Origin of the sequence: Pseudochrobactrum mosebachae (assembly GCF_048914685.1) — a bacterium.
Classification (GTDB): domain Bacteria; phylum Pseudomonadota; class Alphaproteobacteria; order Rhizobiales; family Rhizobiaceae; genus Pseudochrobactrum.
The window spans coordinates 437,701-462,515 of record NZ_CP128408.1; the positions used below are offsets into that span (position 1 = coordinate 437,701).

At 48.2% G+C, this 24,815-nt stretch carries 26 protein-coding genes; 15 read left to right on the top strand and 11 right to left on the bottom strand.

Annotated features, from left to right (window positions below):
* Nucleotides 1–15 precede the first annotated feature (15 nt).
* On the top strand, nt 16–1,191 hold the full coding sequence (locus MP213Fo_RS01985; protein WP_421090022.1) for a GNAT family N-acetyltransferase: 1,176 nt from the start codon (nt 16–18) through the stop codon (nt 1,189–1,191).
* Nucleotides 1,192–1,215: 24 nt separating this feature from the next.
* Here the strand turns inward: MP213Fo_RS01985 and MP213Fo_RS01990 are convergent, their stop codons facing one another.
* Nucleotides 1,216–3,393, bottom strand: coding sequence for an exopolysaccharide transport family protein (locus MP213Fo_RS01990; RefSeq protein WP_421090023.1), 2,178 nt, complete (start codon nt 3,391–3,393; stop codon nt 1,216–1,218).
* 302 nt (nt 3,394–3,695) lie between these two features.
* Between MP213Fo_RS01990 and MP213Fo_RS01995 the strand changes: the two genes are divergently transcribed.
* From MP213Fo_RS01995 to MP213Fo_RS02015, 5 genes are all read left to right on the top strand, one after another.
* Nucleotides 3,696–4,259, top strand: a complete 564-nt coding sequence (locus tag MP213Fo_RS01995; protein ID WP_421090024.1) for a polysaccharide biosynthesis/export family protein — start codon at nt 3,696–3,698, stop codon at nt 4,257–4,259.
* Nucleotides 4,260–4,413: 154 nt separating this feature from the next.
* Nucleotides 4,414–5,556, top strand: a complete 1,143-nt coding sequence (locus tag MP213Fo_RS02000) for a glycosyltransferase family 4 protein (RefSeq protein WP_421090025.1) — start codon at nt 4,414–4,416, stop codon at nt 5,554–5,556.
* 227 nt (nt 5,557–5,783) lie between these two features.
* The gene (locus tag MP213Fo_RS02005; protein WP_421090026.1) at nt 5,784–7,328 is read left to right on the top strand and encodes an undecaprenyl-phosphate glucose phosphotransferase; all 1,545 of its coding nucleotides are present in this window, start codon (nt 5,784–5,786) and stop codon (nt 7,326–7,328) included.
* Nucleotides 7,329–7,354: 26 nt separating this feature from the next.
* A complete protein-coding gene (locus tag MP213Fo_RS02010) occupies nt 7,355–8,581 on the top strand; it encodes an O-antigen ligase family protein (protein ID WP_421090027.1) in 1,227 nt (408 codons plus the stop codon).
* A 263-nt stretch (nt 8,582–8,844) separates the two neighbouring features.
* Nucleotides 8,845–9,135, top strand: coding sequence for a hypothetical protein (locus MP213Fo_RS02015; RefSeq protein WP_421090028.1), 291 nt, complete (start codon nt 8,845–8,847; stop codon nt 9,133–9,135).
* An 82-nt stretch (nt 9,136–9,217) separates the two neighbouring features.
* Here the strand turns inward: MP213Fo_RS02015 and MP213Fo_RS02020 are convergent, their stop codons facing one another.
* Complete coding sequence (locus MP213Fo_RS02020; RefSeq protein WP_421090029.1) at nt 9,218–10,858, bottom strand: phosphoethanolamine transferase; 1,641 nt, start codon at nt 10,856–10,858, stop codon at nt 9,218–9,220.
* 460 nt (nt 10,859–11,318) lie between these two features.
* Here MP213Fo_RS02020 and MP213Fo_RS02025 point away from each other — a divergent pair, with 460 nt between their 5' ends.
* Nucleotides 11,319–11,519 (top strand): hypothetical protein, encoded by a 201-nt coding sequence (locus tag MP213Fo_RS02025; RefSeq protein WP_421090030.1) that lies wholly within the window; start codon nt 11,319–11,321, stop codon nt 11,517–11,519.
* An 85-nt stretch (nt 11,520–11,604) separates the two neighbouring features.
* On the opposite strand, the gene MP213Fo_RS02030 is transcribed toward MP213Fo_RS02025, so the two are convergent.
* A complete protein-coding gene (locus MP213Fo_RS02030) occupies nt 11,605–12,027 on the bottom strand; it encodes a lysozyme inhibitor LprI family protein (protein WP_421090031.1) in 423 nt (140 codons plus the stop codon).
* Nucleotides 12,028–12,239: 212 nt separating this feature from the next.
* On the opposite strand from MP213Fo_RS02030, the gene MP213Fo_RS02035 reads away from it, so the two are divergent.
* From MP213Fo_RS02035 to MP213Fo_RS02070, 8 genes are all read left to right on the top strand, one after another.
* Nucleotides 12,240–12,374 (top strand): hypothetical protein, encoded by a 135-nt coding sequence (locus MP213Fo_RS02035; protein WP_421090032.1) that lies wholly within the window; start codon nt 12,240–12,242, stop codon nt 12,372–12,374.
* Between the two features lie 124 nt (nt 12,375–12,498).
* Complete coding sequence (locus MP213Fo_RS02040) at nt 12,499–12,843, top strand: DMT family protein (RefSeq protein WP_421090033.1); 345 nt, start codon at nt 12,499–12,501, stop codon at nt 12,841–12,843.
* A gap of 526 nt (nt 12,844–13,369) precedes the next feature.
* The gene (locus MP213Fo_RS02045) at nt 13,370–14,644 is read left to right on the top strand and encodes a Y-family DNA polymerase (protein WP_421090034.1); all 1,275 of its coding nucleotides are present in this window, start codon (nt 13,370–13,372) and stop codon (nt 14,642–14,644) included.
* A complete protein-coding gene (locus MP213Fo_RS02050; protein ID WP_421090035.1) occupies nt 14,644–14,898 on the top strand; it encodes a hypothetical protein in 255 nt (84 codons plus the stop codon). Before MP213Fo_RS02045 ends, MP213Fo_RS02050 begins: the two co-directional genes overlap by 1 nt.
* Nucleotides 14,898–15,158 (top strand): hypothetical protein, encoded by a 261-nt coding sequence (locus tag MP213Fo_RS02055; RefSeq protein ID WP_421090036.1) that lies wholly within the window; start codon nt 14,898–14,900, stop codon nt 15,156–15,158. Before MP213Fo_RS02050 ends, MP213Fo_RS02055 begins: the two co-directional genes overlap by 1 nt.
* A 19-nt stretch (nt 15,159–15,177) precedes the next feature.
* A complete protein-coding gene (locus tag MP213Fo_RS02060; RefSeq protein WP_421090037.1) occupies nt 15,178–15,354 on the top strand; it encodes a hypothetical protein in 177 nt (58 codons plus the stop codon).
* Nucleotides 15,355–15,399: 45 nt separating this feature from the next.
* The gene (locus tag MP213Fo_RS02065; RefSeq protein WP_421090038.1) at nt 15,400–16,038 is read left to right on the top strand and encodes an SOS response-associated peptidase; all 639 of its coding nucleotides are present in this window, start codon (nt 15,400–15,402) and stop codon (nt 16,036–16,038) included.
* Nucleotides 16,039–16,126: 88 nt separating this feature from the next.
* The gene (locus MP213Fo_RS02070; RefSeq protein ID WP_421090039.1) at nt 16,127–16,594 is read left to right on the top strand and encodes a hypothetical protein; all 468 of its coding nucleotides are present in this window, start codon (nt 16,127–16,129) and stop codon (nt 16,592–16,594) included.
* Nucleotides 16,595–16,762: 168 nt separating this feature from the next.
* On the opposite strand, the gene MP213Fo_RS02075 is transcribed toward MP213Fo_RS02070, so the two are convergent.
* The 8 genes from MP213Fo_RS02075 to MP213Fo_RS02110 all read right to left on the bottom strand — a co-directional run bounded on the left by MP213Fo_RS02075 (nt 16,763) and on the right by MP213Fo_RS02110 (nt 24,814).
* Nucleotides 16,763–17,011 (bottom strand): hypothetical protein, encoded by a 249-nt coding sequence (locus MP213Fo_RS02075; protein ID WP_421090040.1) that lies wholly within the window; start codon nt 17,009–17,011, stop codon nt 16,763–16,765.
* 96 nt (nt 17,012–17,107) lie between these two features.
* On the bottom strand, nt 17,108–17,368 hold the full coding sequence (locus tag MP213Fo_RS02080; RefSeq protein WP_421090041.1) for a hypothetical protein: 261 nt from the start codon (nt 17,366–17,368) through the stop codon (nt 17,108–17,110).
* The gene (locus MP213Fo_RS02085; RefSeq protein WP_421090042.1) at nt 17,368–18,168 is read right to left on the bottom strand and encodes a hypothetical protein; all 801 of its coding nucleotides are present in this window, start codon (nt 18,166–18,168) and stop codon (nt 17,368–17,370) included. Before MP213Fo_RS02085 ends, MP213Fo_RS02080 begins: the two co-directional genes overlap by 1 nt.
* 135 nt (nt 18,169–18,303) lie before the next feature.
* Nucleotides 18,304–19,476 carry a hypothetical protein gene (locus MP213Fo_RS02090; protein ID WP_421090043.1) on the bottom strand — a complete coding sequence of 391 codons (1,173 nt, stop codon included), beginning with the start codon at nt 19,474–19,476 and terminating at the stop codon, nt 18,304–18,306.
* Entirely contained in the window at nt 19,457–21,466 is a 2,010-nt protein-coding gene (locus MP213Fo_RS02095) for a hypothetical protein (protein ID WP_421090044.1), read from the bottom strand. Before MP213Fo_RS02095 ends, MP213Fo_RS02090 begins: the two co-directional genes overlap by 20 nt.
* Complete coding sequence (locus MP213Fo_RS02100; RefSeq protein WP_421090045.1) at nt 21,463–21,768, bottom strand: hypothetical protein; 306 nt, start codon at nt 21,766–21,768, stop codon at nt 21,463–21,465. The genes MP213Fo_RS02095 and MP213Fo_RS02100 overlap by 4 nt, the downstream gene beginning before the upstream one ends.
* A gap of 14 nt (nt 21,769–21,782) precedes the next feature.
* Nucleotides 21,783–23,987: a hypothetical protein gene (locus MP213Fo_RS02105; protein WP_421090046.1), complete on the bottom strand. Its 2,205-nt coding sequence runs from the start codon at nt 23,985–23,987 to the stop codon at nt 21,783–21,785.
* Entirely contained in the window at nt 23,984–24,814 is an 831-nt protein-coding gene (locus tag MP213Fo_RS02110) for a hypothetical protein (RefSeq protein ID WP_421090047.1), read from the bottom strand. Before MP213Fo_RS02110 ends, MP213Fo_RS02105 begins: the two co-directional genes overlap by 4 nt.
* Nucleotide 24,815 lies beyond the last annotated feature (1 nt).

Sequence of the window (24,815 nt, forward strand, 5' to 3'; positions counted from 1 at the left end):
CGGTAAGATCAGCCCATGTTCCGCACAGTCTGTTTTTCAGATATTCATGCTGCATTGCCGCTTTGGCAGAGCGATGAACCGTCTGTTTACGGCGTTGCACAATCTGCATTGTGGACCAAACACTGGCAGCAGAATGTTAATCCGGACTGCGTGGTACTGGCGCTTTTTATTGATGAGAGGCCAGCGCTGCTGCTCCCTTTGGAAGTGGTAAAGCAAGGCAAGGCTACCATTGCACGCTTTGCCGGTGGCTCGCATGCCAATTGCAACTTTCCGGTGCTGTTCATTTCCGCAGCCAGCCAAATCAATAACAGCCATATAGCAGATCTAATTGCCTGCTTTAAAAAAGCGCGACCGGATATTGATCTGATATCCCTCACCCGCCAGATGCCAAACTGGCTTGATTACGAAAACCCTTTGCTGGGGCTTAACCACCAGCTCAATCCAAACCCGGCCTTGATGGCCTCACTGCCCGATAAGTTTGATACTGTGCTGGAACGCGGCAATGCAGCGCGCAAACGTAAAAAACATCGCCATCATGCCCGCCGTTATGAAGCTGCGGGGGCATGGCGTGTCTATATGGCGGCAACGGAAGCAGAAAGCAGCGCTGCATTTGATGCGTTTTTTGCGATGAAAAGTAAGCGGCTCGCCAGTCAGGGCATTGCAAACAGTTTTGCCGATCATGGCATTGAGCCGTTTTTAAAGCAGCTCTTTTCCGATCCGGATAATCACCGCCAAAGACAATACCGCCTGCATATTCTGGAAGTGGCGAACAAGCCACGTGCTATTATCGGCTGCGCCTATTGGCAGTTACCAGCTATAAACGCTCAGGCAAGCACAGCTTCACAACAGCGTGGCGTAACCGTGGAGTTTACTGCCTTTGCCGATGATGACCTGGCAAGTGCCAGCCCCGGTGACTTTTTGTTTCATGAAAGTGTTGCCAGCGCCATAGAGCAAGGTCTGGATTTCTTCAGCTTCGGCATTGGTGAAGAAAAATACAAGCGTGACTGGTGCGATATCGAGCTGCCGCTTTATGACAGCCACATTGCCGTGAGCACCAAAGGCAGGCTGAGTGCCGGCCTTCAGAAAACGCGCTCCGCCCTGATCACACGTATCAAAAATAACCGGCATCTTTGGGCACTGGTTAAAAAACTGCGCCAGACTATCGGGGCAAAACTAAACAAGACCCCATAATCCGGCGCTGATAACACTCAATTTCTACTTTGGCACCATCAGAATGGTCACATCTTCCTGACCGGCCTGATGCAATTCTAATGCTGTTTGCGCAACCGCCTGATCTTCGCTGTCAGACACATTCATGATGAACAAGGTCACTTCACTGTCGAGGTTAAGCACCTGCTCAGCCGTTGAGGCGCCGGTTTCTACCAGCACAAAATCATAGGCAGTCTCAAGTGCTTCAAATATAACCGGCAGTCGTTCAGCGCGGTTCATAGCCTCTTGAGGATCAGACAGTCCGGTTGGAATAACATCGGCTTCCGAATAGAGATCATGATGAATAATATCGGTGAATTGCTCCCGGCTCAGCAGCAGATCGGTAATACCGGCTGGTTTTTGACCATCCAGCATCACCTGACTAACGGCACTATTACCGGTCATATCCACCAGCAGCACACGCAGGTTGCGATCGGCAAGCTCGCGCAACAAATGCACACTTCCGGCAGCACCAGCATCACCCTCCGGTGATATCAGCACAATGCGGCGGCGCTCTTGCAGCATTAACCGGCTGGCAATGGCAGCAATGCCATTTGGCGCATCAATATCATCGCTGACAGCAGATACTATATCCTGTTCGTCAGATGCTGTTTCCAAAGGCAGATCCTGCTCCTGCCCGGTATAGCTGTCGTAAATGCGCTGCATTGTTTCAACATCAATATCAGAGCGGCTGGCAGGCTTTTCGGGCACGCTGCTGGTTTCAACTGGCGGATAGGTTGCAGGTGCTATGGCCACTTCCTCATCGCCCCAAATCGTGTGTTTTTTGGCTGGTGCTGTTCGTGTCAGCGCTCTGCCGCTGAATAATTCACGCAGCAGCACAAAGACTGATAACAGCAATAATCCAGCCACAAAAGCCATGCTGACCATAGGCAGAATCTTAGGGAAATAAGCTTCACCGGCAACAGTTGCACGGGAAAAAACACGTGCATCAGCAGGCTGGTTGCTCTGATCCTGACGGCTCGAAGCCTCGCGGTATCGCGCCAGATAAGTCTGCAATAATTCACGCTGCGCTGTTGCCTCTCGCTCCAATGCACGCAGTTCAACTTCCTGATTACCGGCTTGCGCAGCTTGCGCTTTAAGACGGTTGAGCTCACGGCTCTGCTCCTGCTCGCGGTTGCGTGCAGAGGATACCTCATTATCAAGGCTTTTAAGAACGGTATTGCCTTCTTGTCTTATCTGCCGGTCTAGGTCAGCCAACTGCGCCCGCAAGCCCTGAATGCGCGGATGACCATCCAACAATGTGGTAGAAAGATTGGCAATTTCAGCCATTAAGGTGCCGCGGCGTTCATTGAGCTGCAGCATAATACCCGATGACATCACCTCAGGCAGGCTGTTAATCGGCACACCTTTTGCCAATGCAGCGCGGATGCTCTCCGCCTTGGCTTCACTAGCGGCGCGCTCGGCCTTCAACCGTGATAATTCCGAGGAAATATCCGACATTTGCTGGGTGGCAAGCGATGTATTACCGCTGGTATTGAGAAGATCCGTGGCGGCGCGGAAATCTGCTACTTTGGTTTCCGCCTCGCGAACTTTTTTGGTCAGCTGTTCAATCTCTGGCGCCAGCCAGCCGGTTGCATCCCCTGTCAGCTGCTGCTTGGCAGCAATCTGGGTGGCAATATACTGGTCTGCAATCAGATTGGCGACATTGGCCGCAATCTGTGGGTTTTTTGATACAAACTGAACAACAATAACCCGTGAACCGGTTACATTATAAATTTGTAAATTCTCACGCATACGGGTGAGAACCAGATCAAGTGCCGGTATTGCCCGCGGATCAGGCCGTAAACCGAGCATTACCAAGATTTTTTTAACCGGCGACATATGCGGAGGATTAAATTCGGCAATATCAGTCAGTTTAAGTTCAGTAGCGACTTTTCTCAGGATTTCCGGTGATCCGATCAGTTCGACCTGACTTTTAACCGCTTCCGGATCAAGCAGCGGGCGGTCTGATTCAGACACACCATTGGGGCGGGTAAAAACCGTTTCGCGCATTTCAATCAGAATACGCGCTTCAGAGCGGTAATAAGGCGTTAAAAACTGGGCAATTGCCCAGACAATAACAGCAAATAGCACCGCGCCCAGCACGATAAACTGCCAGTTCCGCTTCAGGCTTTTGAAAAGCGCTCCAATATCAATATCCGCATTTTCAATTGAATCGCGCATAAGTGAACTGACCCCAATAATACTCAACCGGTACTTATGGTAAATCAGTAAGGTAACCATAGGGTTAAATAATAAAAAACAGCCCTCACCCAATAAATCACGGGCAGCCCCCGTTTACTTTAGCGAGTTGTTTTTTATAGAAAAACCGTAATGAAAATACTGTTGCCACCAAGTCCTTTACGCCATATTAACCCTAATAATTCAATAATTGCTTCAGGATTTTGCGACAGAGCCCGATATTTCTGATTTGCAGCAGGTAAAAAGATTGAGGGATCAGGTCTGGTAATGGGGATTTTAGCGGAATGAAACCACAGGTTTTTTTAGCAGCATTGGGTGTTACCTGCCTGGTGATGTCAGGCTGCTCCAGCTATCGTCCTGCTCCGGCAGCATTTCATGAAGCCTTGAACCAACCTTATATGCTGGGTTCCGGCGATCGCCTACGCATTACGGTTTTTGAACAGGCAGCATTGAGCAACACCTACTCCGTTGACCAGTCCGGTTATATTGCATTTCCGCTGATCGGCAGTGTACCGGCACGTGGCAAAACCGCCAAAGAGCTGGAAGCCGTGATTGCCGCTAAATTGCGCAGCGGCTTCATCCGCAATCCTGATGTCAGCGTGGAAATTGACCGCTACCGCCCAGTCTTTATTATGGGTGAAGTGGGTGGTGCGGGTCAGTATTCTTACGTTCCGGGTATGACAGCGCAAACTGCAATTGCAGCCTCCGGTGGCTTTACACCACGCGCCAATCAGGAATCGATTGACATCACCCGCCAGATTAACGGCAAAGTCTTTACCGGTCGCGTGCTGATTACTGATCCTATTTTACCCGGCGACACTATTTATGTTCGTGAGCGGTTATTCTAAAGCAGCTTCAGGGAAAGCGGGAACCGGTTTTGCGTTAGCAACTGCTTTTAAACAAACAAATAGAGCGCTTTTTTCTGCTTCAACGAAGAAGAAACACTATTAAGCGCTTAACACTAAAGCGGATTACCATCTTGTTTGATGATGTGAGGGGCTTGTGAAGCAGAAATCTTTACGGATTGTGCATTGCTTCCGTTCTCCTATTGGCGGGGTATTTCGCCATGTCCGCGATCTGGCAGCCATGCAACATGCGGCTGGTCATCAGGTCGGTGTGATTTGCGAAAGCTGTGATGATGGCGCGCTTGAGCAAGCGCAGTTCAAAGCCATGCTGCCCGATCTGGCTCTCGGCCTGCATCGTATACCGATCACCCGCAAAATCGGCCTTGGGGATATCAGTGCCCTGCTATCCACACGCAAACATCTGCAAATTCTGCAGCCCGACATTGTGCATGGCCACGGTGCCAAGGGCGGCACCTATGCACGCATTGCGGCGCGGCTGATTAATACCAATCGGATTTTGCGCTTCTACTCCCCCCATGGCGGCAGCCTGCACCATGATGCCGGTACTTTGGCCGGAAAACTCATGTTTACAGCCGAGCGCTGTCAAGAAAAAATCACCGACGGGCTGATCTTCGTTTCAGCTTATGAGGAGCGGATTTATCGCGAGAAAGTAGGCAATCCGACTTGTCCGTATCAGATTATTAAAAACGGCATCAGTACAAGTGAGTTTGGGCCGGTTACACTGGCACCTGATGCTGCAGATTTTGTCTTCATTGGTATGATGCGTGACCTCAAAGGACCTGATCTGTTTATTAATGCTATGGCTGAGCTACATAAGCGGCAACGTGCAACAAGTCTGCCGCTTGCCAGTGCCGCAATGATTGGCTCCGGTTCGCAAAAAAAGAATTATCAAGAACTCACTGAGCAGCTTGGTCTCAGCCACTTGATCCGTTTTTATGATGCCATGCCGGTGCGTGAGGCGCTGCGATATGGCAAGATATTTGTGCTGTCGTCACGCGCAGAATCCTTACCTTATATTGTGCTGGAAGTTTTGGCCGCCCAACGCAGCGTGATTGCAACCGATATTGGCGGGCTGGCAGAAATATTCGGCAACAACAGTGCAGCCCTGTGTGCGCCCGAGGCCAACGCTATTGCCGATAAAATGAAGCAGGCTTTGGAAACCCCGTCAGATTATCAAAAGAATATGCCTGACGATATCGAGTTACAAGCTGTCTTCAGTCGTGGAACCATGGCCACAGCGGTTGAACAATTCTATCGCAGCCGCTGTAATAAAATATAAAAACACATTATAACTGTCTGAAATGGTAACGTAGTTTCAGAAATAGACTTCTGCAGCCAATAAATTTACTATCCGGCAACCACAACGAGTAAAAAATCTCGTAAAATGCGTATAAATTTCGCCTCTGGATATAAAAAATCAAAAATAACAACACTCTGCAAACATACAATGTGTATACAGATTACCTGTCTCTCTATGCCTGAAGCCTTAAATCACAGTGGATGACAATGTCTGAGAAAAATAAAAACAAAAATATTGACCGGCAGGCCCTGCAAAAGCAGTCAAAGCCGGATTCTCACTTTGCCGATGTGGAAAAAGTAGAGCTCAGCCCCCTCGCCCTTGAGGTTGCAGACAAATACCGCAGCGAAAGTATTTCACCTGCTTTATTTACCGGCTTGATGCGCATTTGGGAGTTTTTGGTTGTTGCCGGATGCGGCACCGCAGTTTATGCCGGTTATGTTGGCATGAAGAGCACCTATTTTTCAGCCTATTTGCTAACCAATCTTTTTGCTGCAGCACTTTATGTGGTTTTTGCCCAGTTCAGCACTGGCTATCGCCCCTCTGTTTTACGCAAGCCACTGCGCTATCTCGGCCGCATGACTATTTGCTGGATCGGAGTTTTTGCTTCCATTGCCATTCTGGCCTTTATGCTCAAAACTTCTGACAGTTATTCGCGCATCTGGTTTATTAGCTTTGCCATTACCGGCTTTGTTGTACTCTTCGTCTCACGCTTGCTGGCGGCCAAATTGATGCGCCATCTGGCTCGTTCCGGTCGTATGGAGCGGCGTGCAGTTATTGTTGGCGGCGGTAAAAACGCTGAAGACCTGATCCTTGCATTGAATAAACAACCCGATAATGACATCCGCATCTGCGGTATATTCGATGACCGTGACGACCGGCGCTCCCCACCTGTTGTAGCCGGCTATCCTAAGCTTGGTAATATTTCCGAGCTCATTGAATTTGCACGCGTTGCCCGCATTGATATGCTGATTGTCTCTCTGCCAATCTCGGCTGAAGAGCGTGTGCTTACCTTGCTGCAAAAGCTCTGGGTCCTGCCGGTGGATATCCGCTTGTCCGCACATGCCGCAAGCATGCGTCTGCAACCGCGCACCTACTCTTATATTGGCAGTGTGCCGATGCTGGATATTCTTGACAAGCCGATCAACGACTGGGATGCGATAGCCAAACGCATGTTCGATATTGTCTTCAGTCTGCTCGGTATTATCCTGTTCTCTCCGGTGATGCTGGCAACAGCGATCGCCATAAAGCTCGACAGTAAAGGCCCGGTGATTTTCAAACAAAAACGCCACGGCTTTAACAATGAAATCATTAATGTCTGGAAATTTCGCTCGATGTTTACGGATCAGTGTGATCCGACAGCGAGGCTTGCTGTTACCAAAAATGACAATCGTGTTACCCGTGTCGGCCGTTTTATCAGAAAAACATCACTTGATGAATTACCTCAGTTCTTCAATGCATTAAGTGGTAGTCTCTCCCTGGTTGGCCCACGTCCTCATGCGATAAGCGCCAACTCCAACAATGTTTTGTATAATGATGTTGTGGACGGTTATTTTGCCCGCCACAAGGTGAAGCCAGGTGTTACGGGCTGGGCACAGATTAATGGCTGGCGCGGAGAAATTGATAAGGCTGAAAAAATTGTGATGCGGACGGAATATGACCTCGCTTATATTGAAAACTGGTCATTGTGGTTTGATCTGAAAATTCTTTTTCTGACACCTATCCGCCTGATGAATACGGAAAACGCCTATTGAGGCCGCCGCATAATAGCTCAGTAGCCATGGTTAATCCGCCACACATGGAGCCGGTGCAGAACCACCAACAGATAATTGTGCAATTACTTGCGCGGTTTTCGCTGGCATGCGGTGTGTTTTTTAGCGGCTTTGTGCTTTTTGAGCCCGGCCCTTATGAAATAATCATGCTGTCGCTGATCTGCCTGTGGCTGCTTTTCGGGCTAAGATTAAGCGCCTATCCGCTCAGCCTGTTGTTTTTATTTACCCTGTTTAATCTTGGTGGAATAATCTCTATCTGGCAAATGGCTGATTTAAAAAAAGCACCGCTCTATATTGCTGTGTCGTATTTCCTCGCCCTCACCAGTGTGTTTTTTGCAGCCGTTACTGAGAATGACTGGCGCAGATTACAGCCGCTTTTTACCGGCTATATGGCTGCGGCATTGATCACCGGTCTGCTCGGTATCGGCGGCTATCTGAATATTATCCCTGCTGCCGAATTGTTCACACTTTATGGCCGCGCCAAAGGTGCCTTTCAGGATCCCAATGTGTTCGGGCCATTTCTGATCCTGCCCGTTACCTGGTGCATCTATCAAGTACTAACCCGCCCTTTACGCAACAGCCTGCACTATTGGGCAGGCTTGCTGGTGCTAACACTAGCGATCCTGCTATCTTTTTCACGCTCTGCATGGGGCATGCTGGCAGTCTCGCTATTACTGACGCCATTGCTGTTGTTTTTACAAATCAATAGTCAACGCTTTCGCGGCAAAATCCTTCTTATTAGCGTATTGGCAATGGTCACCCTCGTGGCCGGCTTGTTGCTCGCACTGCAGTTTCCGGAAATTTCAGAGGTATTCTCAGAGCGCGCCCGCCTAGAACAGGATTATGACAGCGCCCATAATGGCCGCTTTGCCCGCCATTGGCATGGTTTTCTGCTGGCTATGGAAAGACCATTCGGTATTGGACCGCTTGAGTTTGGTCCGATGTTTGGCGAGGACACGCATAATATCTGGCTTAAAGCCCTGCTTGATTATAGCTGGATCGGTTTTTTTGCATTCATTATTCTTATGGCACTCACGCTGGCTTTCGGTTTTCGCATCATCTTACGCGACCGGCCATGGCAGCCTTATCTACTCTGTGCTTATATCGCGCTTCTCGGCCATATTCTGATTGGCAATGTTATTGATATTGATCATTGGCGGCATTTTTATCTTATCATTGGCATTATATGGGGTTGCACCGCTCTTGAGCACCGCTATCAGCGGCAAATCCGCTAAAATCAATTTCACTAAATTATTTTGAAACTTTACGGAACAAAACTGTGTTCTCTCACGTTAACTTACCGATATGTGAAGGAGAACGATCATGCTTAGAGCTGGTATTTTATGGATGATGGGCGTTCCGTTTTTCGCGGTATTGCTTATCTGGTATTTTTTCTTCTGATCACCTGATTGCTGAAACAATTGGTTAGATCGAGAAATAAACGGCTGACTATGAGTGGTTTCGACCAAGCCGCACTGTAATAATTACGGAGACCAAAATGGCTGATGCTGCAGATGATGCCCGCAAGGCAATGGAAGAACAGATTGCCGAACTGCGCGGACAGATTGATACAATGAGCAAATCTTTGAAAGAACGCGGTGAGGAAGCCGCGGAAGAAGCGCGAACAAAATTGCATCGCGCTACATCAACGATCAAAGAACAGGGACAAGCCACAGTCTCTGCCATTCGCGAAAATCCGGGCACAGCGACAACTATCCTTAGCAGTGCAGGTATTGCAGGATTTGTACTTGGCTTTCTGGTTGCAAGCTGTTGGAATGACAATCGCTAAATAACCGGGTTTACAACCTGCTCTATCCACTACCCCTGTCTATTGACTGCGCCGGAGATAAACTTTCCGGCGCAGTTTTATTTTAATTTACATTTATTGAGGCAGTATTCTTGGTGCGGCAACGTTGGAACAAATCCAGCTCTTGATTATAGACGCTCGTTTTAACAGCGGTGAGCCCCAATATCAGATGAAACAAATTATCATGCGATGCAGGTTCTGCTGTGATCTTGTTAAGGCACGAAGCTGAATATCCGTCTTCATTCATAATATCCTGAGAAAACCAACTCACGAATGGAATATGGGTCTGCTCAACAGGCGCAATGAAATATGGCATTGCATGGAGATACAGCCCCTTCTCTCCCAGAGATTCCCCGTGGTCGGACATATAAATCATGGAAGAAGAGTATTCGCTCTCTCTGGATTTTAGCAGATCGATAATCTCTGCCAGAATTTTATCGGTATAAAGTATTGAATTATCGTAAGCGTTGATAATTTGCTGCTGCGTGCAGTCGCCAAAGCTTGATGTACGGCAGGCAGGCTTGAAAACCTCCTGATCCGCAGGATACCGGCGATAATAGGCAGGGCCATGGCTCCCGAGCATATGCAGTACCACGACCGTATTGTTTGTAAATTTATCGATACGTGAAGTCAGCGCATCCACTAGGACTTGGTCGTAACATTCACCATCCGCGCAATTCGGATTATCATCCTGCACCATATCGATTGTTTCAATACGATCAGACACACGCTTACTACCAGTGTTATTTTCAAACCACAGCGTTTCAATGCCAGCATGCTTCAGGACATCAAGCAGATTTTCTGACTGGCGAAATTTTGTACTGCTATAATCTGTACGCGGAAAAGGTGAAAACATACATGGTACGGAGACAGCCGTTTCAGTACCGCAACTGGAGGTATTGGTAAAATATTGCACATCACGCGCCCGTAATTGCGGATTGGTATCGCGTTGATAACCGTTAAAGCTAAAATTTTGTGCCCGTGCTGTTTCACCCACCACAATCACTGTCAGCCGCTTCTTATCATCGCCTTCACGATATGGCTTCAATTGCACTGCATCTTTACCCAGCGGCGCGGCAACATAAGTGCGCTCATTGTTCAAACGGACATAATAACGGATAGCACTACTAATCGGTGCCAAAGGATTAAGCCTGTCCATAATTTCAGCCTTTTTTTCACGAAACAACGATGAATAAGTACCGAAATTGAACATTGTCAGCGCGATAGCAACAATCAAACAGCCGCATATCACAAGTGTATTTACCCAAAGTTTTTGTATGAACGGGCGGTGGAGAACTTTGCACCACACAATAAGCAGAGATGGCAGGCCTGCATATAGCAGCATCCACATTATAAAATGTGCAGTAATCAGATGCGCAGATTCAGCACGTGTCGTTGTCGCCGCATTTTCAATCATATTCGGCGTGATCAGCACACCGAATTCATCAATAAAATATGCCGACCCCGCAGATATAGTTATGAAAAAGATCAAAGCAGGCTTGATGATGTAAGGTGCCGAGAATAATAATATCAGGCAATAAGTCAGCAAAAATACAACAGCTATGATACATGCTGTAGCACCAATATTGCCATCAAGGTTACTATATAAAAAAGAAAATACTGATTTATTAAAAGCTACAATAATATATACTGAAACAATAAAACATAATAAATTGCTATAAATCTGTATTCTTGATGTCTTCATACTTCACCTGAATTAAAAACCATGCGATCACGACTTGAAATAGCCTGATAATTAATTCTACACCACATAATAATAACACATATATAGTGTATAGTAATTTTTAACCTTCAATATGTGAACTCAAAAATCTGCCCGAGCAAAGCACCTACTTCCTGGCAAAATTGTGACAAAGCGAAAACGACAATAATAAATCAGTTTTTTGCTAGTGCTTTCCAAGTTTCGGCATCGTTTAACTTAAGTTTTACAGAAACTTCTTGATTCAACTGCCAGTTACTGAATTATAATCGACAGCTAAATAATAATTTACAGCAGAACGGACTCTTCAGAGAAGTTTGACCGCGATAAAAGGACAAGTCTTGCAATGATTACCGGCCCCCAATGTAAAGCTGCCCGTGCTCTTATTGAATTGAGCCGGGAGAGATTGTCATCATTTTCAGGAATCAAGATTGATATTATAGAAATGTTCGAACGCAAACTTGATACACCCGATGACGAGATAATAGAGGCTCTGCAAAAGGCGCTGGAAAGCGCTGGTGCCGCATTTATCCCGGAGAATGGCGGCGGTATTGGCGTGCGTTTGAAATTCACACGCTCAGAATCCAAGCGTATTGCTGCCTTGGAAAGCGAAGGCGGCATTGCGGCTTATGATGATGTGCCATAACAGCAATACCGTATTTTGACGAGCACTTAAGATTTGCGCGCTTATATCGCTCTCATATGAGCGCGCACCTATCCAGCCAAAAACTTTAATCAGCAGCAGGAACAGGGCAGCTCATATCACCCTCTTCACAATTCAAATATGTTTTAAATGTTTCAACCCGGCTTTGTGTCTGCGCTTCAAGGCATTGATTATAGATCAGCGGATAGATACTACCCTCTGCTGAGGCAGATGCCGAGAACGTGCATTCTGCATCCCGATAGCCAATCCATGCCCGCTGTGTTTTAACCAGTAATTTCAAGCTTTCATGATCATCTGAGAAACGTGTTTCAATCTGCTTATAAAGCTTATTCAGCTCAGAATCGGCTTTTTGATAAGACTTTTGCGCGCATGTATTCATTAACTGCTGTGTTTGCGGATTATTACAATTATCCGCAGCAACAACAGAACCAACTCCACTTAATGAAAGTGCCACCAGTACCGCCCCAATACTGAATAATTGTCTGATCATTCCCCACCTCCCCAGTTTTATTCAATAATCTTCAAGCTAATTTAAATTAAGACGCGACGTAAAGCCAGTACAGTTTGCAGCCTTGCTATATAGGCGCATAAAGCGCATCGTTAAGATGACGGCCCCCGTCAAAGCGGTTAGAGAAACACCGGATTTTCGAGTTTTAACTTACGCTCAGCTCGAATATGAGCAAAATATGAATGGAACATAATATGGCTAAAGGCCAAATGCGTAGTAATAAAGAAACACGAAAACCGAAGCAGGATAAATCAAAAACAGCGGCAGCTGAGCTCGCTCCGGGAAAGTTCCCTACACTCGGTAAAGATACAGGCAAGACCAAGCGCTGACAGCATAGTTGTTACCAGTGTAGCATGGCATAAAACCCCACATGAACACACCAAAGCGAGTATTTTACGCTTGCTTTGGTGCACAATTCGATATTGATTGGCGACAATTCATATCGAGGTAAAAATGGCTGAATATCTTAAGCCTATCCTGCTGCTGTGCGCGTCAAATATATTTATGACTTTTGCTTGGTACGGCCACCTTAAATACCCCAACAAGCCCCTGTTACTGGTTGTTATTGTCAGCTGGCTGATTGCTTTTGCTGAATATTGTTTGGCAGTTCCAGCCAACAGGATGGGGCATGTCGTTTACAGCGCCGCTCAACTAAAAACCATTCAGGAGGTAATAACCCTGACAGTTTTTGCGGCATTCTCAGTGCTGTATCTAGGTGAAAATATTACAATTAATCACCTGATAGGCTTTGCATTGATATGTTTGGGTGCCTTTTTCGTCTTTAAAGGCCCGTTTTAATTCAAATAACTGCATTAAAATTGAATATAGCCAACAATAAAAGGCGTGAAAATCAATTTTTATAGAGATAGAAATCAAATATTTAAAGTAGAAAAAATGGTCGGAGCGAGAGGATTCGAACCTCCGACCCCTTGACCCCCAGTCACGAAGTAAAACTGTTATATGTAATCAAATCAATAACTTGCACAAAGACAGTTTACAGGCGGCATTTTATCAGCCCCAATTGAATCAACTAGTTAGCATTCTTGCTGTAAACCAAACTTTTGTATTTCTGTCTCGCCTTGGTGCCAACCACACACCGCGCAAAAAAACGTGCTGATCACTCAAGATCAACACGGGTATATTTGCTACGCTACCCACAATAGGCTTGCGCGTAGTCCACAGTAATTCACAGGCAAATCACACAACTCAGAATCATCCTTGACTCTTTTTTGTTTCAGGAACATTTAATGAACAACAAGAGAATGTAACGAGAACATTATAAATGATTTTTTGCGCACAAGTTGCGCCACGGGTGAACTGTGCCATGCGTAAGCCAGAAACGATTGAACGCTTATACCTCGACTTTGACGGCTTCTTCGCAAGCGTAGAGCAACAATGCGATAGAAGTCTTCGCGGTCGCCCCGTAGGCGTTGTGCCTTTTGCCGGTACGGATCGTACAGCCGTTATTGCCTGCTCCAAAGAAGCCAAAGCCTTTGGCGTTAAAAACGTCATGAAGATTAAAGACGCCAAGGCACTCTGTCCGGATATCATTTTAGTGCCGCAGAAACCCGATCTCTACCGTCGCGCGCATAATGCGCTGTTATCGGAGATTGAATCGGTCATTGCCATCGATACCGCTAAAAGCATTGATGAACTGACCTGCATTCTCGATGACACTGGCCGCAACCATCCTGAGAGTTTGGCACAGACAATCAAACAAACCATTCATCAGAATATCGGCCCCTATATCACCTGCTCTATTGGCTTTGCAGCTAATCGCCAGCTGGCAAAGATGGCCTGCAAAGCAGGTAAAGACGCCACCAAGAAAACCGCCAATTATGGTAACGGTCTTGCGATATGGCACCCCCATATGATGCCAAAACCATTCTTTGATGTGAAGTTGAGTGACGTGCCAGGCATTGGTGACAGTATGCGTATGCGCTTGGCGCATTGCTTCATTACAACTACTGAACAGCTTTATAATATCCAGCCAAAGCACATGCGCAAAATCTGGAAAAGCGTCAATGGTGAGCGCCTTTGGTACGCACTACATGGCTATGATATTCAAGCCCAGCCACAAAAGCGCGGTATGTATGGCCATACCCGTGTTTTACCACCAGAGGCGCGCAGCATCACTGGTGCCTATGAGATTGCGCGTTTGCTACTGGTTAAAGCAGGCAGAAGGCTTAGACGCGACGAATTCTATGCCGGCGGACTATGGCTGTATCTATCGTTAAAAGATGGATCGTGGTTTCACAATCTCGCTCTGCCAAGCGTCAATGATGAGCAAGCCATACTCACCGTTCATAGGCAGCTATGGGCGTTAGCTAAGCGGCAACTGCCCCGCAATGTCATCATCTACAATGTCGGTGTGACCCTACATAGCCTAAGCGAGGCTAATGCAAGGCAGCTGGATATTTTCAATAATGATGATGTGATCCGGCAGAAATGGGAAAAAGCCAATGGGGCGATGGATTCACTCAATGCCAAATATTCGAGCACTATCGTGCATATGGGCGAATATAAACCACCCACAGGAGGACATGTCGGTGGCAAAATCAGCTATGTGCGCATTCCCTCAGCTGAGGACTTCTACTGATGGGGAATTGGAAAACAAAATACAAAGTGGGTGATCTGGCTGACACTCAAAAGCTGGAAATGATTTGCAAAAAGTGCAGCCGCCTCACCTATATTACAAAAGCTATGATTTGTACCGTCAGAGGCCGTGAGCAGCTATATTTGGACGAAGTAGAGCGTCGTGCCTCATGTAAAGCCAGAGGCTGCAAAGGCCGCATGCGCATGGCCATGGTCAGACTGGATGAAATGTCGGGATTTGTTGGAGGATTAGCATAATGCCCCGCCTGCTTGATCTGGATACGCTCGATCTTATCCGGATGACTTGCAGCGGATGCAATCGCACCCGTGAACTTCCGGCACGCTTCATGGCCGTTTGCTGTGGAGAGGAGATCTCAATAAGTGAGATCAAACATCGCTTGCGATGCAACGACTGCGGGCATAGAGACAACAATAAAGTTGAAGTCCTGTACGGCAAAGTCGATATGAATGGTGATTATTTCGTCTATCAGGAAAAAACCAGAAAACAGAATTTATAATAATGAAGAATACATGGAAATGACCGATGATACCCCGCCATGGGAGAGCAAGCTCGCCAAACCGGAGGCACTTTATATCCATTGGTGCATGCATAATGGCTGCAAGCAATGGGGCAGCTTCGGGTTCAAGGGCCGCTATGGCGCCTTATGGTTTTGTGGCGAGCACAAAAGCGAAGGCGACAGGCCCCCAAAATAAACAATCCACGCATTCCGTGTTAATATATGCACTGGAGGCGATGCTATGTGTAATCTTTACAAAATAGAAGCGACGAGCAACCAACTTAAAACTGCGGTCGGTTCATATATCGACCTGACCAATGGCGCTTCATTCGATGAAAATATCTATCCTGACTATTCAGCGCCTATCATACGCAATAATCTGGACGGACCAGAACTGGCACTTTCCAGATGGGGAATGCCAACACCACCGATCTATATCAAAGGCCAAGCTGATAAGGGCATCACCAATGTCCGCAATGTCACCTCAAAACATTGGCAGCAATGGCTAGGCGTTGCCAGCCGTTGTTTGGTGCCTGCCACTTCATTCAGCGAGTACGGACAAACCCCAGACACAACAACCGGCAAAAAGCCCCTTCACTGGTTTGCACGAAATAAAGAACAGCCATTGTTCTTCTTTGCAGGGGTCTGGGCAGAGTGGCTTGGCGTAAGGAAAGTATCGGAAGGCAAACAGGAACACACCTTATTCGCCTTTCTTACCAGTGAGCCGAACAGCGTGGTAGCCCCCATCCACCCCAAGGCGATGCCGGTTATATTAACCGATCCGGAAGAGATGAATATGTGGATGAATGCGGAATGGAATATCGCTAAAGAGCTACAACGGCCACTGAATAGTAAAAAAATAACCAGACTAGATCAATAACGAAACATCCGCACTAATCTCCCACCATTAACACTATAGCCTCTTAACGGAATTTGTGCCAGCATCCTCCCTTAAATAGGGGGAAGGAATGGAAGGCCATAATTTTGAGAAGCTAAGTAAGCACATTCTATCTATGTCTGTAGCTCAAAATTTTAATGCAGCACGATCTGAATGGGATCTAATATACGTAGAGATCAGTGAAGAATTGGATCACTGCCCTTGCGGGCAAACTATCCTTGAGCATTGCTACATCACAAACCGTCTAACAAACCAAAATACATACGTAGGAAATGTCTGTATCAATCGTTTCTTAGGTATTGACACAGGTAATCTCTTTGAAGGGCTTAAGCGGATCCGCGATGATAATTCTTCGAATGCGAACGAAGCAGTAATAGAATATGCACAAAATCGAGGATACTTGTACGAAAAGGAATACCAATTTTTGCATAACACGAGGCTAAAACGAAAATTAAGCGAGGCCCAACTGCTATGGAAAATCAAAATCAACCGCAGAATATTAAATAATACGGTTGTGAGCCGCAGAACAGCTAGATAAATTGCATAAAACGCGCTTGTAAAATGTAATTTCAATTAATCTGACCTGCTATTATACACAATTCAAGTGGAACGGTAGCAAGCCTCCCTATGAAAACATAAATACAGTACAGCCACTATGTATCCCTGCCAATTCTATGAAAGTAATTCTGGAATGTACGGATCATCGCTAATGACGAAACCATGTCACAATCTTCAATACCGCCTCCCCGAACATCACTACGCCCACGACCAAGCCAAGAATACCGACGATTAGCCACTTCATAAATGTACCTACCGTACGCATCGCAATGACCAGCCGCAGGCCATCTTTCAGAGTTTCAATATCATCTTCACGCAGCTGAGAAAGAAACTCTTGGGTTTCATCCGGCAGTTCATTGAAACGGTGCGCCGGATTTGCATTTGGATCCATTTCCATCACCAGCACCCCTGCTTATTCCCATACGCATTATGTCCGGCCACATCTTTGCCAGCCTTGGTGTCATTACCAGCCAGATAGACCGCCGTTTCCGATTTAAGGCTGATCTGCTGCCAGCCCGCGCAATTGCTCGCACTGGTCGCGCAACCCGCCAAGCTCAAGGCAGAGACGCACACTATCCATGTTATTGATTGTCTCATTAACCCCAGCCCTGTTCTGGATTGCTTTTGTTATGGCCTGCGCAGTCTCGACTGCGGCTTGCTGGCGCTGATGGTACTTACCGAGCTGATATGTACCAGAGAGAACTGCAGCGCTTACAAGAAGCCCAACAGCTAGCATCTTGAGCTGTGCCACCATCACAGCGTCTCAATCAGTTTTGCAATCTTGGCTTTGATCTGCGGCATTGAATAAATCGCATAGCCGGCCAGACCACCACCAATAATTACGGATGCCAGTTGCACCCGCCAATCGAGCAAACCTAAAGCTGGCATAGCAGCTGCCGTGATCCACGACCAAAAGCGTTTTGATTTAGCGACTGATTGAGGTTTTGAGGTTGGAGCAGGTTTAGCTTTCTCAGGCGTAGTACTGCCAGCCGCCTTCACCTGTTTGAGTAGCGCCTCAATGGCTTCCGGTTTTACCAGAGCTTTGTTGAGCGGATCACCGGCATAATAGGATTGACCGCGATCAACCATCAGATCGAGTAAGCGGCCATTTTTGTCTTTACCGCCACCGAGCGTTTTTCCAAGCACTGGCAATGATGCCCATTCCATTGCCAGACGGCGGGCAAACTCAACCACTGAGATTTTACCGGCCATAAATTGATCATAGCCCCGGCGTTTGAGCAGGTGAAACCCAAGCCGGTCTTGCAGATCCGGATCAAACACTTGGCGGCCAGATAAGCCCAGATCGCGGGATAGATCCTGCAAGGTTGCACGCATGAACTGATAGCCACCAGAGGCTGAGGATTTGTACAGGCGAGTAAAGCTCTCCTGTGCATCCACCAGCTCACCAATTGTCATAGCTGTGATGGACTTTAGGAGCTTATTTTGGTTGTGACCATAGATGACATCATAAGACGCGCGATCAACCCGCCCGACTTCAGTCTTACGAATGAAGTCAAGCAGGATCGCCGCGCCAGCTGGCACGGTTTTATCCATTTGAATTTTCCTGTGAAATGCGCCCTAAGGCAGCGTATTGCATTATAATATTTAAATGCAGCAGATACGGTCGGTACGCTAAAAACACCGATTATGAGCGCGAGAATGATAGGTAAAGTTGTTATTTAACCTTAATTATTCCTGCGGACCTATTATCTGGCCTGTGTTTTCAATAATATCGACATTTGCAATCCCTTGGATCGCTTCCCCTGCAACGCCTGCCCGCCCTGAAAGAGGCGGTGTGCTTGCGTTACCGTTCGTTCCGGCAGTGCCATGCGTTCCAGCGCCGCCCCATTCGCCGCCAAGGCCACCACTGCCGCCTGTACCCGCATTTGTACCGCCGGCGCTCCCTAACGTCCCGCCCGTGTTATTGGTGCCATTTCCTGCACCATTACCGCCATTGCCGCCGTTTCCGCCGACAGTCGGGATTTGCTTTTGGGCGGGAAATTCGCGCCAAATTCTAAAATTTCGTACACTGGAAACGGTTGAAACAAGCTCTCCTTTGAAATAGGTGTAAATTCCGACTGTATATTCAGTTTTCGAGTTGTTCGACGCAAGCGGATCATCCAATACCATCACCCCGCCCCAATGAAGGCGGTTAACGTGAAATCTCCCACTTGGAACCATTTCCCAAACGGTATGTGACGGAACAATAGCAAGCCCTGTTAATGGCCCGCCATTTTCGGGTTCCTTGGCTATAAAATTTTCTAGAATGAACCCTGCCCCACCCTGCCCACCTGCGCCGCCGCCGCCGCCGCCACCACGAATGATCCCGTGATTTATAAGCTGTAGTTTGTTTGCGTGCGACCAATGTAGCGCCTTACCACCTCGGCCACCTTTACCATCGTGTAAACCAAAACGACCACCAAGAGATTTCCCGCCTTGAATAACGCCGTGATTTTCAAGAATAACCTTTCCAGCCGGATTGGTCGCGGATCCGCTCACCCCGGCGATACCCCCGCTTCTATCTATATCCGGACTATCAGCCACCGATTGATCTGCACCGGTAATCGTTACGCCATCAGGGATAATAACTCGCTTAGTTATCCCGCTGGCCCATGTTTCAGCCGAGAATAAAGCGTGCATGTTTACAGGGCCGCTGCTACCGATCGTGACTACAAATTCGTTCGCTTTCCCATAGAAGTCGGAAAACATAATTTTACCCGATGGCTTTCCAGCGAGGACCCGCTCTGTTGGCCCGGATATAGAAAAAGGCGCGTTTGCGGCGCGCCCTAATTCAACATTAATCGTGGCAGAATTAATCAGCCCGCTAGTCGGTAAAGGCATTTTATGTTCCTTCGCTTCCAAGCGCTCCGGTTGTTGTTAGTGATCCTGTAACCTTCACGGCTCCGGTGAATGTCGGGCTTTCAAGTTTCGCATACGCTGAGAGCGCGTTATCAATCTGCTCTTTCGTATAGTAACGACCGTCATGGTTATGTTCTGAAGGCGGGAACGCTTCGGGCTTATCATCGATGCCGTCCCATTTTGTCGTTCCCGCAGGGCCAACCGGCCCAACAAGATCAGCAACAGCAATAAGGTTGATCCAAGCCGGATCCCCAATAAAACGCCACTGAATGAAACCACCCGCGTTCTGAATTTCAACCTCTCGGCCATTCGCGCCGTGTGATCCATCCGAACCGGTCGGCCCCGTGATCTGAGAAAGCGGTAAAAGATCAATCCATGTCATAGATCCAACAAGCCGCCATTGAATATGCGTGGCTGTTGTCTGGAATTCCGCCGCCGTGCCGTTAGTTCCGTCTTTGCCTTTTGGCCCTTCAGCGCCATCCGCACCATTGAGATCGGCAAGTGCTACAAGATCCTGCCAGCCATCTTCATCTAAGCGCCATTGAATGTGTGTTGAATTAGCGGAAAGCGACACCTCTCTACCGTCAATACCCGCGATCCCCTGAATGCCTTGCTTGCCGTCTGCACCATTGCTGCCGTTGGTTCCGTCTTTCCCATCCTTGCCAGCCGCACCTGTGATATCTGCAAGGGCAATAAGATCAGTCCATTCGGTTTCACCGACATAACGCCACTGAATAAACAGGCCAAAAGCTCGTATTTGCACTTCTCGGCCGTCTGCTCCTGCTGGCCCTTCCGCGCCATCAATCCCGTTGGTGCCATCGCTACCGGCGTGGCCTTGGCCGCCATCGGTTCCGTTGGTACCCGCCTTACCTTCAGGCCCCGTGATATCGACAATGCCGATTAAGGTTTTCCAAGCCCCTTCGCCTAAACGCCACTCAAGATTTGTGGCGCCGCGGCGCAATGAAACCTCTTGACCGTGAAGCGACAAGAGCCATGAATCAACATCGCCAACAAAGCCGGCTTCTATTGAAACGTCATAAGCGCTCTTTCCATCTTCCCCCTTTCCAAAAGGAATTGGATCCGACCAGCCTGAAGCGCCTTGACGAATAAATAATGCACCAGTGTCTGTTGCCAGATAAGCAAATCCGTCTGCCTCACTGTCATAAGCGTCACGGCCGGCAAGCATACCCTGAGCGTTAATAGTAAAGCTGTCACCCTTTGAGCCAGTAGGGCCGCGCTTGCCTTCTGGGCCTGTGATCTCGGCAATCGTAATCAGTGAGGCCCATACCCCGCCTTCTAGCCGCCATTCGATATCCGTTGTGGTCTTTCGAAACTCGGCGGACTTTCCGTTAGCGCCATCAATGCCAGCCTTGCCGTCTTTCCCGTTTACACCATCTTTACCGTTACTGCCGGATGTACCTTCGATATCTGCGAGCGGGATTATGTTCATCCACTCATCATCTCCAAGATATCGCCATTGCAAGTGCGTTGCGGATCTTTGGATTTCGATTTCTCGGCCGTCGGTTCCATCAGTACCGTTTGCGCCATCCGTTCCGTTGGATCCATCAGCACCCTTACCGCCGTTTTTACCCGCCTGGCCTTCTGGGCCAGTAATGACAGCAATAGAAATAAGATCCGCCCATGTGCCACCAATCACGCGCCATTGCAGTGCTGTGGGTGTTTTCTGCAACTCAACAGAAAGCCCGTCTACGCCATCAATACCATTTGCACCATCTTTACCGTTGGTACCGTTCCGACCATCCTTGCCGTCAATGCCATCTTTACCGGCCAGTCCCATTGGCCCTTCAAGCTCAGCTTCAGTGACAAGATTGTTCCATGCGAATGAGCCAACAAGACGCCACTGAAGCCAACCGCCTGCGAACTGAAATTCAGCCGGAGCTCCGTTGACGCCATCGCGTCCGGCTTTACCCTGCGGGCCGGTGCCGGTGTTGACATTAACGTGCTGTACCCGATTGTTAATCTTGGCTTTCATTTGTGGTTCACCCAAATTTTATTTGTCGTGATGATGCCATTGCCATCGTCGCGGCCAATACGGAAAGAGCTTGATATTCCTTCAGGAATTCCAGCCGCATCGACCTCGTTTAGAAAGATTGAGGCGATGCCGTTCACGGGATCCGATTTTGTGATCACCATCCCTTCAAGGGTAGTCACGCTCGCATCTTGCACCGAAAGAACATCGTCCGTGATATCAATCGGAGCATTGCCGCCATCGGTGAAGCCTACCTCGAATAATATGCAAGATCCTTTGTTAAGCAAAAGTGCGTCACACGACATATTTCATACTCCCTTTAGTTTACCAGTGGGCCGCGGATATCGCCCGCAGGTCCCTCAAAGGTAATGAAAGAATTGCCGTCAATAGCTGCTCCGGCCGCGCCGCCTAAGCCTGTAAGTGTTTGGCCCGCTCCGCCTGCATCGCCGCCCTTACCGCCAATTTGCGGAATGCCTGCAACCTCAGATGTTGCCTCTATTCTTGGCCTTAAGCTTTCGCCGGCTAGATAACCTTGACCACCGCCACTGCCGAAATCGCCTAACCCGCCACCAAGGCCACCACCGCCGCCGCCGCCCCATATCTGGTTTATTTCAGTAATTTTAACCGGATAACGAGACTTGAACGCAAGACCACCTGACTCACCGTTGCTGATAGGCCGAGGCCCATCAAGCCCGCCCTTGCCACCCTTACCTTGCACACGGCCTTTAATCCGTATTATGATTTTAACGCCAGCCGGCCACACGCCAACGTCAAACGATGGCTCGCTTGTGTCTCTCGATCCCACGATTGCACCGGCTTCCACAATACAAATAACCTCGGTACCGGACACAGGGGCCGGATAGATGTGATTGTAAGCATCCCTGAGATTGAAATTAAGTGTGTTGGCATCGATAATAAGCACACGGTCATCCGGTGTTCCGCTATCGTCAATTTCAACGAATTGGAATTCCTCGGCCTCGACCTCATAGATCGCCTTATCCGGACGGATCTTTGTGATTTGGATAGGAACCATTTCCGCTCCACCCGTCGCAGTTTGCATTGGATATGACGAAAGTTGATAACCGCCAACAAGACGCGGCGGGATATCCATCGTATCGCGGAACACTTCAAAATTGAATTGCCGTGGCGCATCAAGATAGCGCCCTAACTGGATAGCATTCACCTTTGATGCAACCTGACGACCAAATGCGGGGATCCAGCGGCCATAAATAACCTTGATCGACGGTGCCCCGTAATCGTCCTGACGCTCTAAATGAGCTGAAAGCATTGAAGATCGATAATTTTCGGGATCATCAACTTTTTTGAGCGGATTGATCTGCCCGAAATACGTCCAAACTTGCGAGATCCGCCTATCCGGCTTCTCTCGTATGATAAGTGTATCCTCAAGCGTGTTTGATGGCGTAAAGCTTGCCGCATCAGTGCTGATCTTGCGCAAGACCTGAAGTTTTAACTTGCCCTCGACATCATCCCACCAATTCGCAAGCGCTGCCTGCTGTATGATCTCTGCCGCTAACTTATCAACGCCCGTCGGCTCCGCGATAACCGCACTATAAAGGCGCTTCAGAAAGCTTTCAGTTTCGTTTTTCCAAGCATCAAGCGGGATCAGGCTCTGCGGCACCTTGGCGTAATTGACATAAAGATGATGCAAGATCACTGCCGGATCTTGCGCAACGAATTCCAAGCACTGTTGCACTCGATCTTGTGCATTGTGCTTTACCTTATCCGTATTGATCTGCCCACGTGTGAGCGTCAGCACATCACCGTTTCGTGTATATCGGCAAATCTCTTTTCCGCCGATAGCAACCAAACCAGACGGGAAGTAATCTATATTGCCAATACCAGCTGGCGATAGCGTGCACTGCGTTGAATTCTCATCAATCGGGGCTACAAGAAAGCCGTTTGAAAGCCTTGGTGCCTTCGCCTTGTCGCTATTCGCCATAACAAGCGCGTCTTTGGCAACCAATGAATAAGTCCCTTTCAGGCTCGGCCCTTCAAACTTATCCAGAATGAAATGTCGTGTTTCCATCTGGTTAAGTGTCTGACCTTCTTCACCGGTAATTAATCGGATCTTGCGGCCGTAAAGATAAGGCTGTCGAGCGCGGAACTTTCCAAAAAGCGTACCCTGAGTAAACGGATCGTAAGAGCGTTCTGAATGGTATTTATCAAAGCCCTCAAGCGTATCACCGTCAGGGCCATCGGCAAGCTCCACCGTTAAAGTGGAGCGCGTGCCGAGCCCTTCGCCAAGCGAGACAGATCCTGCATTAAAACTGTACCCCTTAAGGCATGGAATAAAATTGAACGCGGGATATACATCGCGGGCCGTCGCTTCTCCGAAACGAATAGTGACCTGCTTTTTTGCAAACTTCGCTTTAACCTGACAGGTCCTGAGTGTGTTAAAGCACTTCTCTGCCCCTGTCGTCCCTGTAGCAGCCGTGCAACTGCCGGCACCATAAGTGAGTTCGCAATAGTCAACATCAATTTCAATAAAGACAACGGTTCTCATTTGGTAAGCCCTGCTACTTCAAGAGTGACATTGATGCGCCCCTCTTGATCGTCAATAGTCGGGCGTGGGTCGTTTACAGTCCAGCAAAAGCCAGTCTCTTCAGGGTAATGACGTGGAGACCATGCAAAGAAAAACGGCAGTGTCCGCATGAGCTTAATCGCCGGTGCTAAATGCATCCGATACCAAGCCCCATTGAGCTGCTGAAACGGTATTGAGGTGCTTGTGCCTTCAGAAATGATCCGGCGACCGAGGAATTCCCCGCTCTGAGACTTTCCGGATACAACCTCAGTTTTCACACCATGCTTAAGCGGCGTGTATCCTGTCGGGATCCCGTGGGGTACAGTCAAAAGCTCTCCGACATACAGAACCGCAATCGTTTGCGGGATAGAGCCGCCAGATAAGGCTACTGAGACGCTTTCATACGTCCCCCGCTCCACTCGGACTAAAACAGGCTCATCGCTTGTCAGCAGCGTATCCTGTAACAATTGAATGGTAGTGCCTCCCTTTTCTGCTGTGATGGAAATGCTCACCCCTGCTGTGCCAAGGTTGTGCCGAGCAATACCAACATAATCAACCGGCATATCTGGCAGCATGGTTTTGATAAAACATGGTACGGCTGCCGCCGCCTTCCACTTTAGATATGTGGATGGATTTGCAAGGTTTACGGCAGGATTAAATAGCTCTGCACTCGACGCAGATACATTAGCCCGCGTCACGTAATTTTTATAAGCAATAAGCGGATCATCTTTGGTCAAATAAACATCTGTTTCAGATGAAAGATCAGGCGGTAAATGAGCCATTTTGTTATTTCGTGCGTCAATAAACATG

What these genes read in the sequence shown, in the direction of transcription:
- MP213Fo_RS02070 (WP_421090039.1), top strand. Translation starts at nt 16,127, where the DNA reads ATGGAAGGCCATAATTTTGAGAAGCTAAGTAAGCACATTCTATCTATG.
- MP213Fo_RS01990 (WP_421090023.1), bottom strand. Translation starts at nt 3,393, where the DNA reads ATGCGCGATTCAATTGAAAATGCGGATATTGATATTGGAGCGCTTTTC.
- MP213Fo_RS02050 (WP_421090035.1), top strand. Translation starts at nt 14,644, where the DNA reads ATGGGGAATTGGAAAACAAAATACAAAGTGGGTGATCTGGCTGACACT.
- MP213Fo_RS01995 (WP_421090024.1), top strand. Translation starts at nt 3,696, where the DNA reads ATGAAACCACAGGTTTTTTTAGCAGCATTGGGTGTTACCTGCCTGGTG.
- MP213Fo_RS02095 (WP_421090044.1), bottom strand. Translation starts at nt 21,466, where the DNA reads ATGAAAGCCAAGATTAACAATCGGGTACAGCACGTTAATGTCAACACC.
- MP213Fo_RS02035 (WP_421090032.1), top strand. Translation starts at nt 12,240, where the DNA reads ATGGCTAAAGGCCAAATGCGTAGTAATAAAGAAACACGAAAACCGAAG.
- MP213Fo_RS02110 (WP_421090047.1), bottom strand. Translation starts at nt 24,814, where the DNA reads ATGTTTATTGACGCACGAAATAACAAAATGGCTCATTTACCGCCTGAT.
- MP213Fo_RS02010 (WP_421090027.1), top strand. Translation starts at nt 7,355, where the DNA reads ATGGTTAATCCGCCACACATGGAGCCGGTGCAGAACCACCAACAGATA.
- MP213Fo_RS02065 (WP_421090038.1), top strand. Translation starts at nt 15,400, where the DNA reads ATGTGTAATCTTTACAAAATAGAAGCGACGAGCAACCAACTTAAAACT.
- MP213Fo_RS02080 (WP_421090041.1), bottom strand. Translation starts at nt 17,368, where the DNA reads ATGGTGGCACAGCTCAAGATGCTAGCTGTTGGGCTTCTTGTAAGCGCT.
- MP213Fo_RS02105 (WP_421090046.1), bottom strand. Translation starts at nt 23,987, where the DNA reads ATGAGAACCGTTGTCTTTATTGAAATTGATGTTGACTATTGCGAACTC.
- MP213Fo_RS02005 (WP_421090026.1), top strand. Translation starts at nt 5,784, where the DNA reads ATGTCTGAGAAAAATAAAAACAAAAATATTGACCGGCAGGCCCTGCAA.
- MP213Fo_RS02025 (WP_421090030.1), top strand. Translation starts at nt 11,319, where the DNA reads ATGTTCGAACGCAAACTTGATACACCCGATGACGAGATAATAGAGGCT.
- MP213Fo_RS02040 (WP_421090033.1), top strand. Translation starts at nt 12,499, where the DNA reads ATGGCTGAATATCTTAAGCCTATCCTGCTGCTGTGCGCGTCAAATATA.
- MP213Fo_RS02060 (WP_421090037.1), top strand. Translation starts at nt 15,178, where the DNA reads ATGACCGATGATACCCCGCCATGGGAGAGCAAGCTCGCCAAACCGGAG.
- MP213Fo_RS02085 (WP_421090042.1), bottom strand. Translation starts at nt 18,168, where the DNA reads ATGGATAAAACCGTGCCAGCTGGCGCGGCGATCCTGCTTGACTTCATT.
- MP213Fo_RS02030 (WP_421090031.1), bottom strand. Translation starts at nt 12,027, where the DNA reads ATGATCAGACAATTATTCAGTATTGGGGCGGTACTGGTGGCACTTTCA.
- MP213Fo_RS02100 (WP_421090045.1), bottom strand. Translation starts at nt 21,768, where the DNA reads ATGTCGTGTGACGCACTTTTGCTTAACAAAGGATCTTGCATATTATTC.
- MP213Fo_RS02055 (WP_421090036.1), top strand. Translation starts at nt 14,898, where the DNA reads ATGCCCCGCCTGCTTGATCTGGATACGCTCGATCTTATCCGGATGACT.
- MP213Fo_RS02045 (WP_421090034.1), top strand. Translation starts at nt 13,370, where the DNA reads ATGCGTAAGCCAGAAACGATTGAACGCTTATACCTCGACTTTGACGGC.
- MP213Fo_RS01985 (WP_421090022.1), top strand. Translation starts at nt 16, where the DNA reads ATGTTCCGCACAGTCTGTTTTTCAGATATTCATGCTGCATTGCCGCTT.
- MP213Fo_RS02075 (WP_421090040.1), bottom strand. Translation starts at nt 17,011, where the DNA reads ATGGAAATGGATCCAAATGCAAATCCGGCGCACCGTTTCAATGAACTG.
- MP213Fo_RS02015 (WP_421090028.1), top strand. Translation starts at nt 8,845, where the DNA reads ATGGCTGATGCTGCAGATGATGCCCGCAAGGCAATGGAAGAACAGATT.
- MP213Fo_RS02020 (WP_421090029.1), bottom strand. Translation starts at nt 10,858, where the DNA reads ATGAAGACATCAAGAATACAGATTTATAGCAATTTATTATGTTTTATT.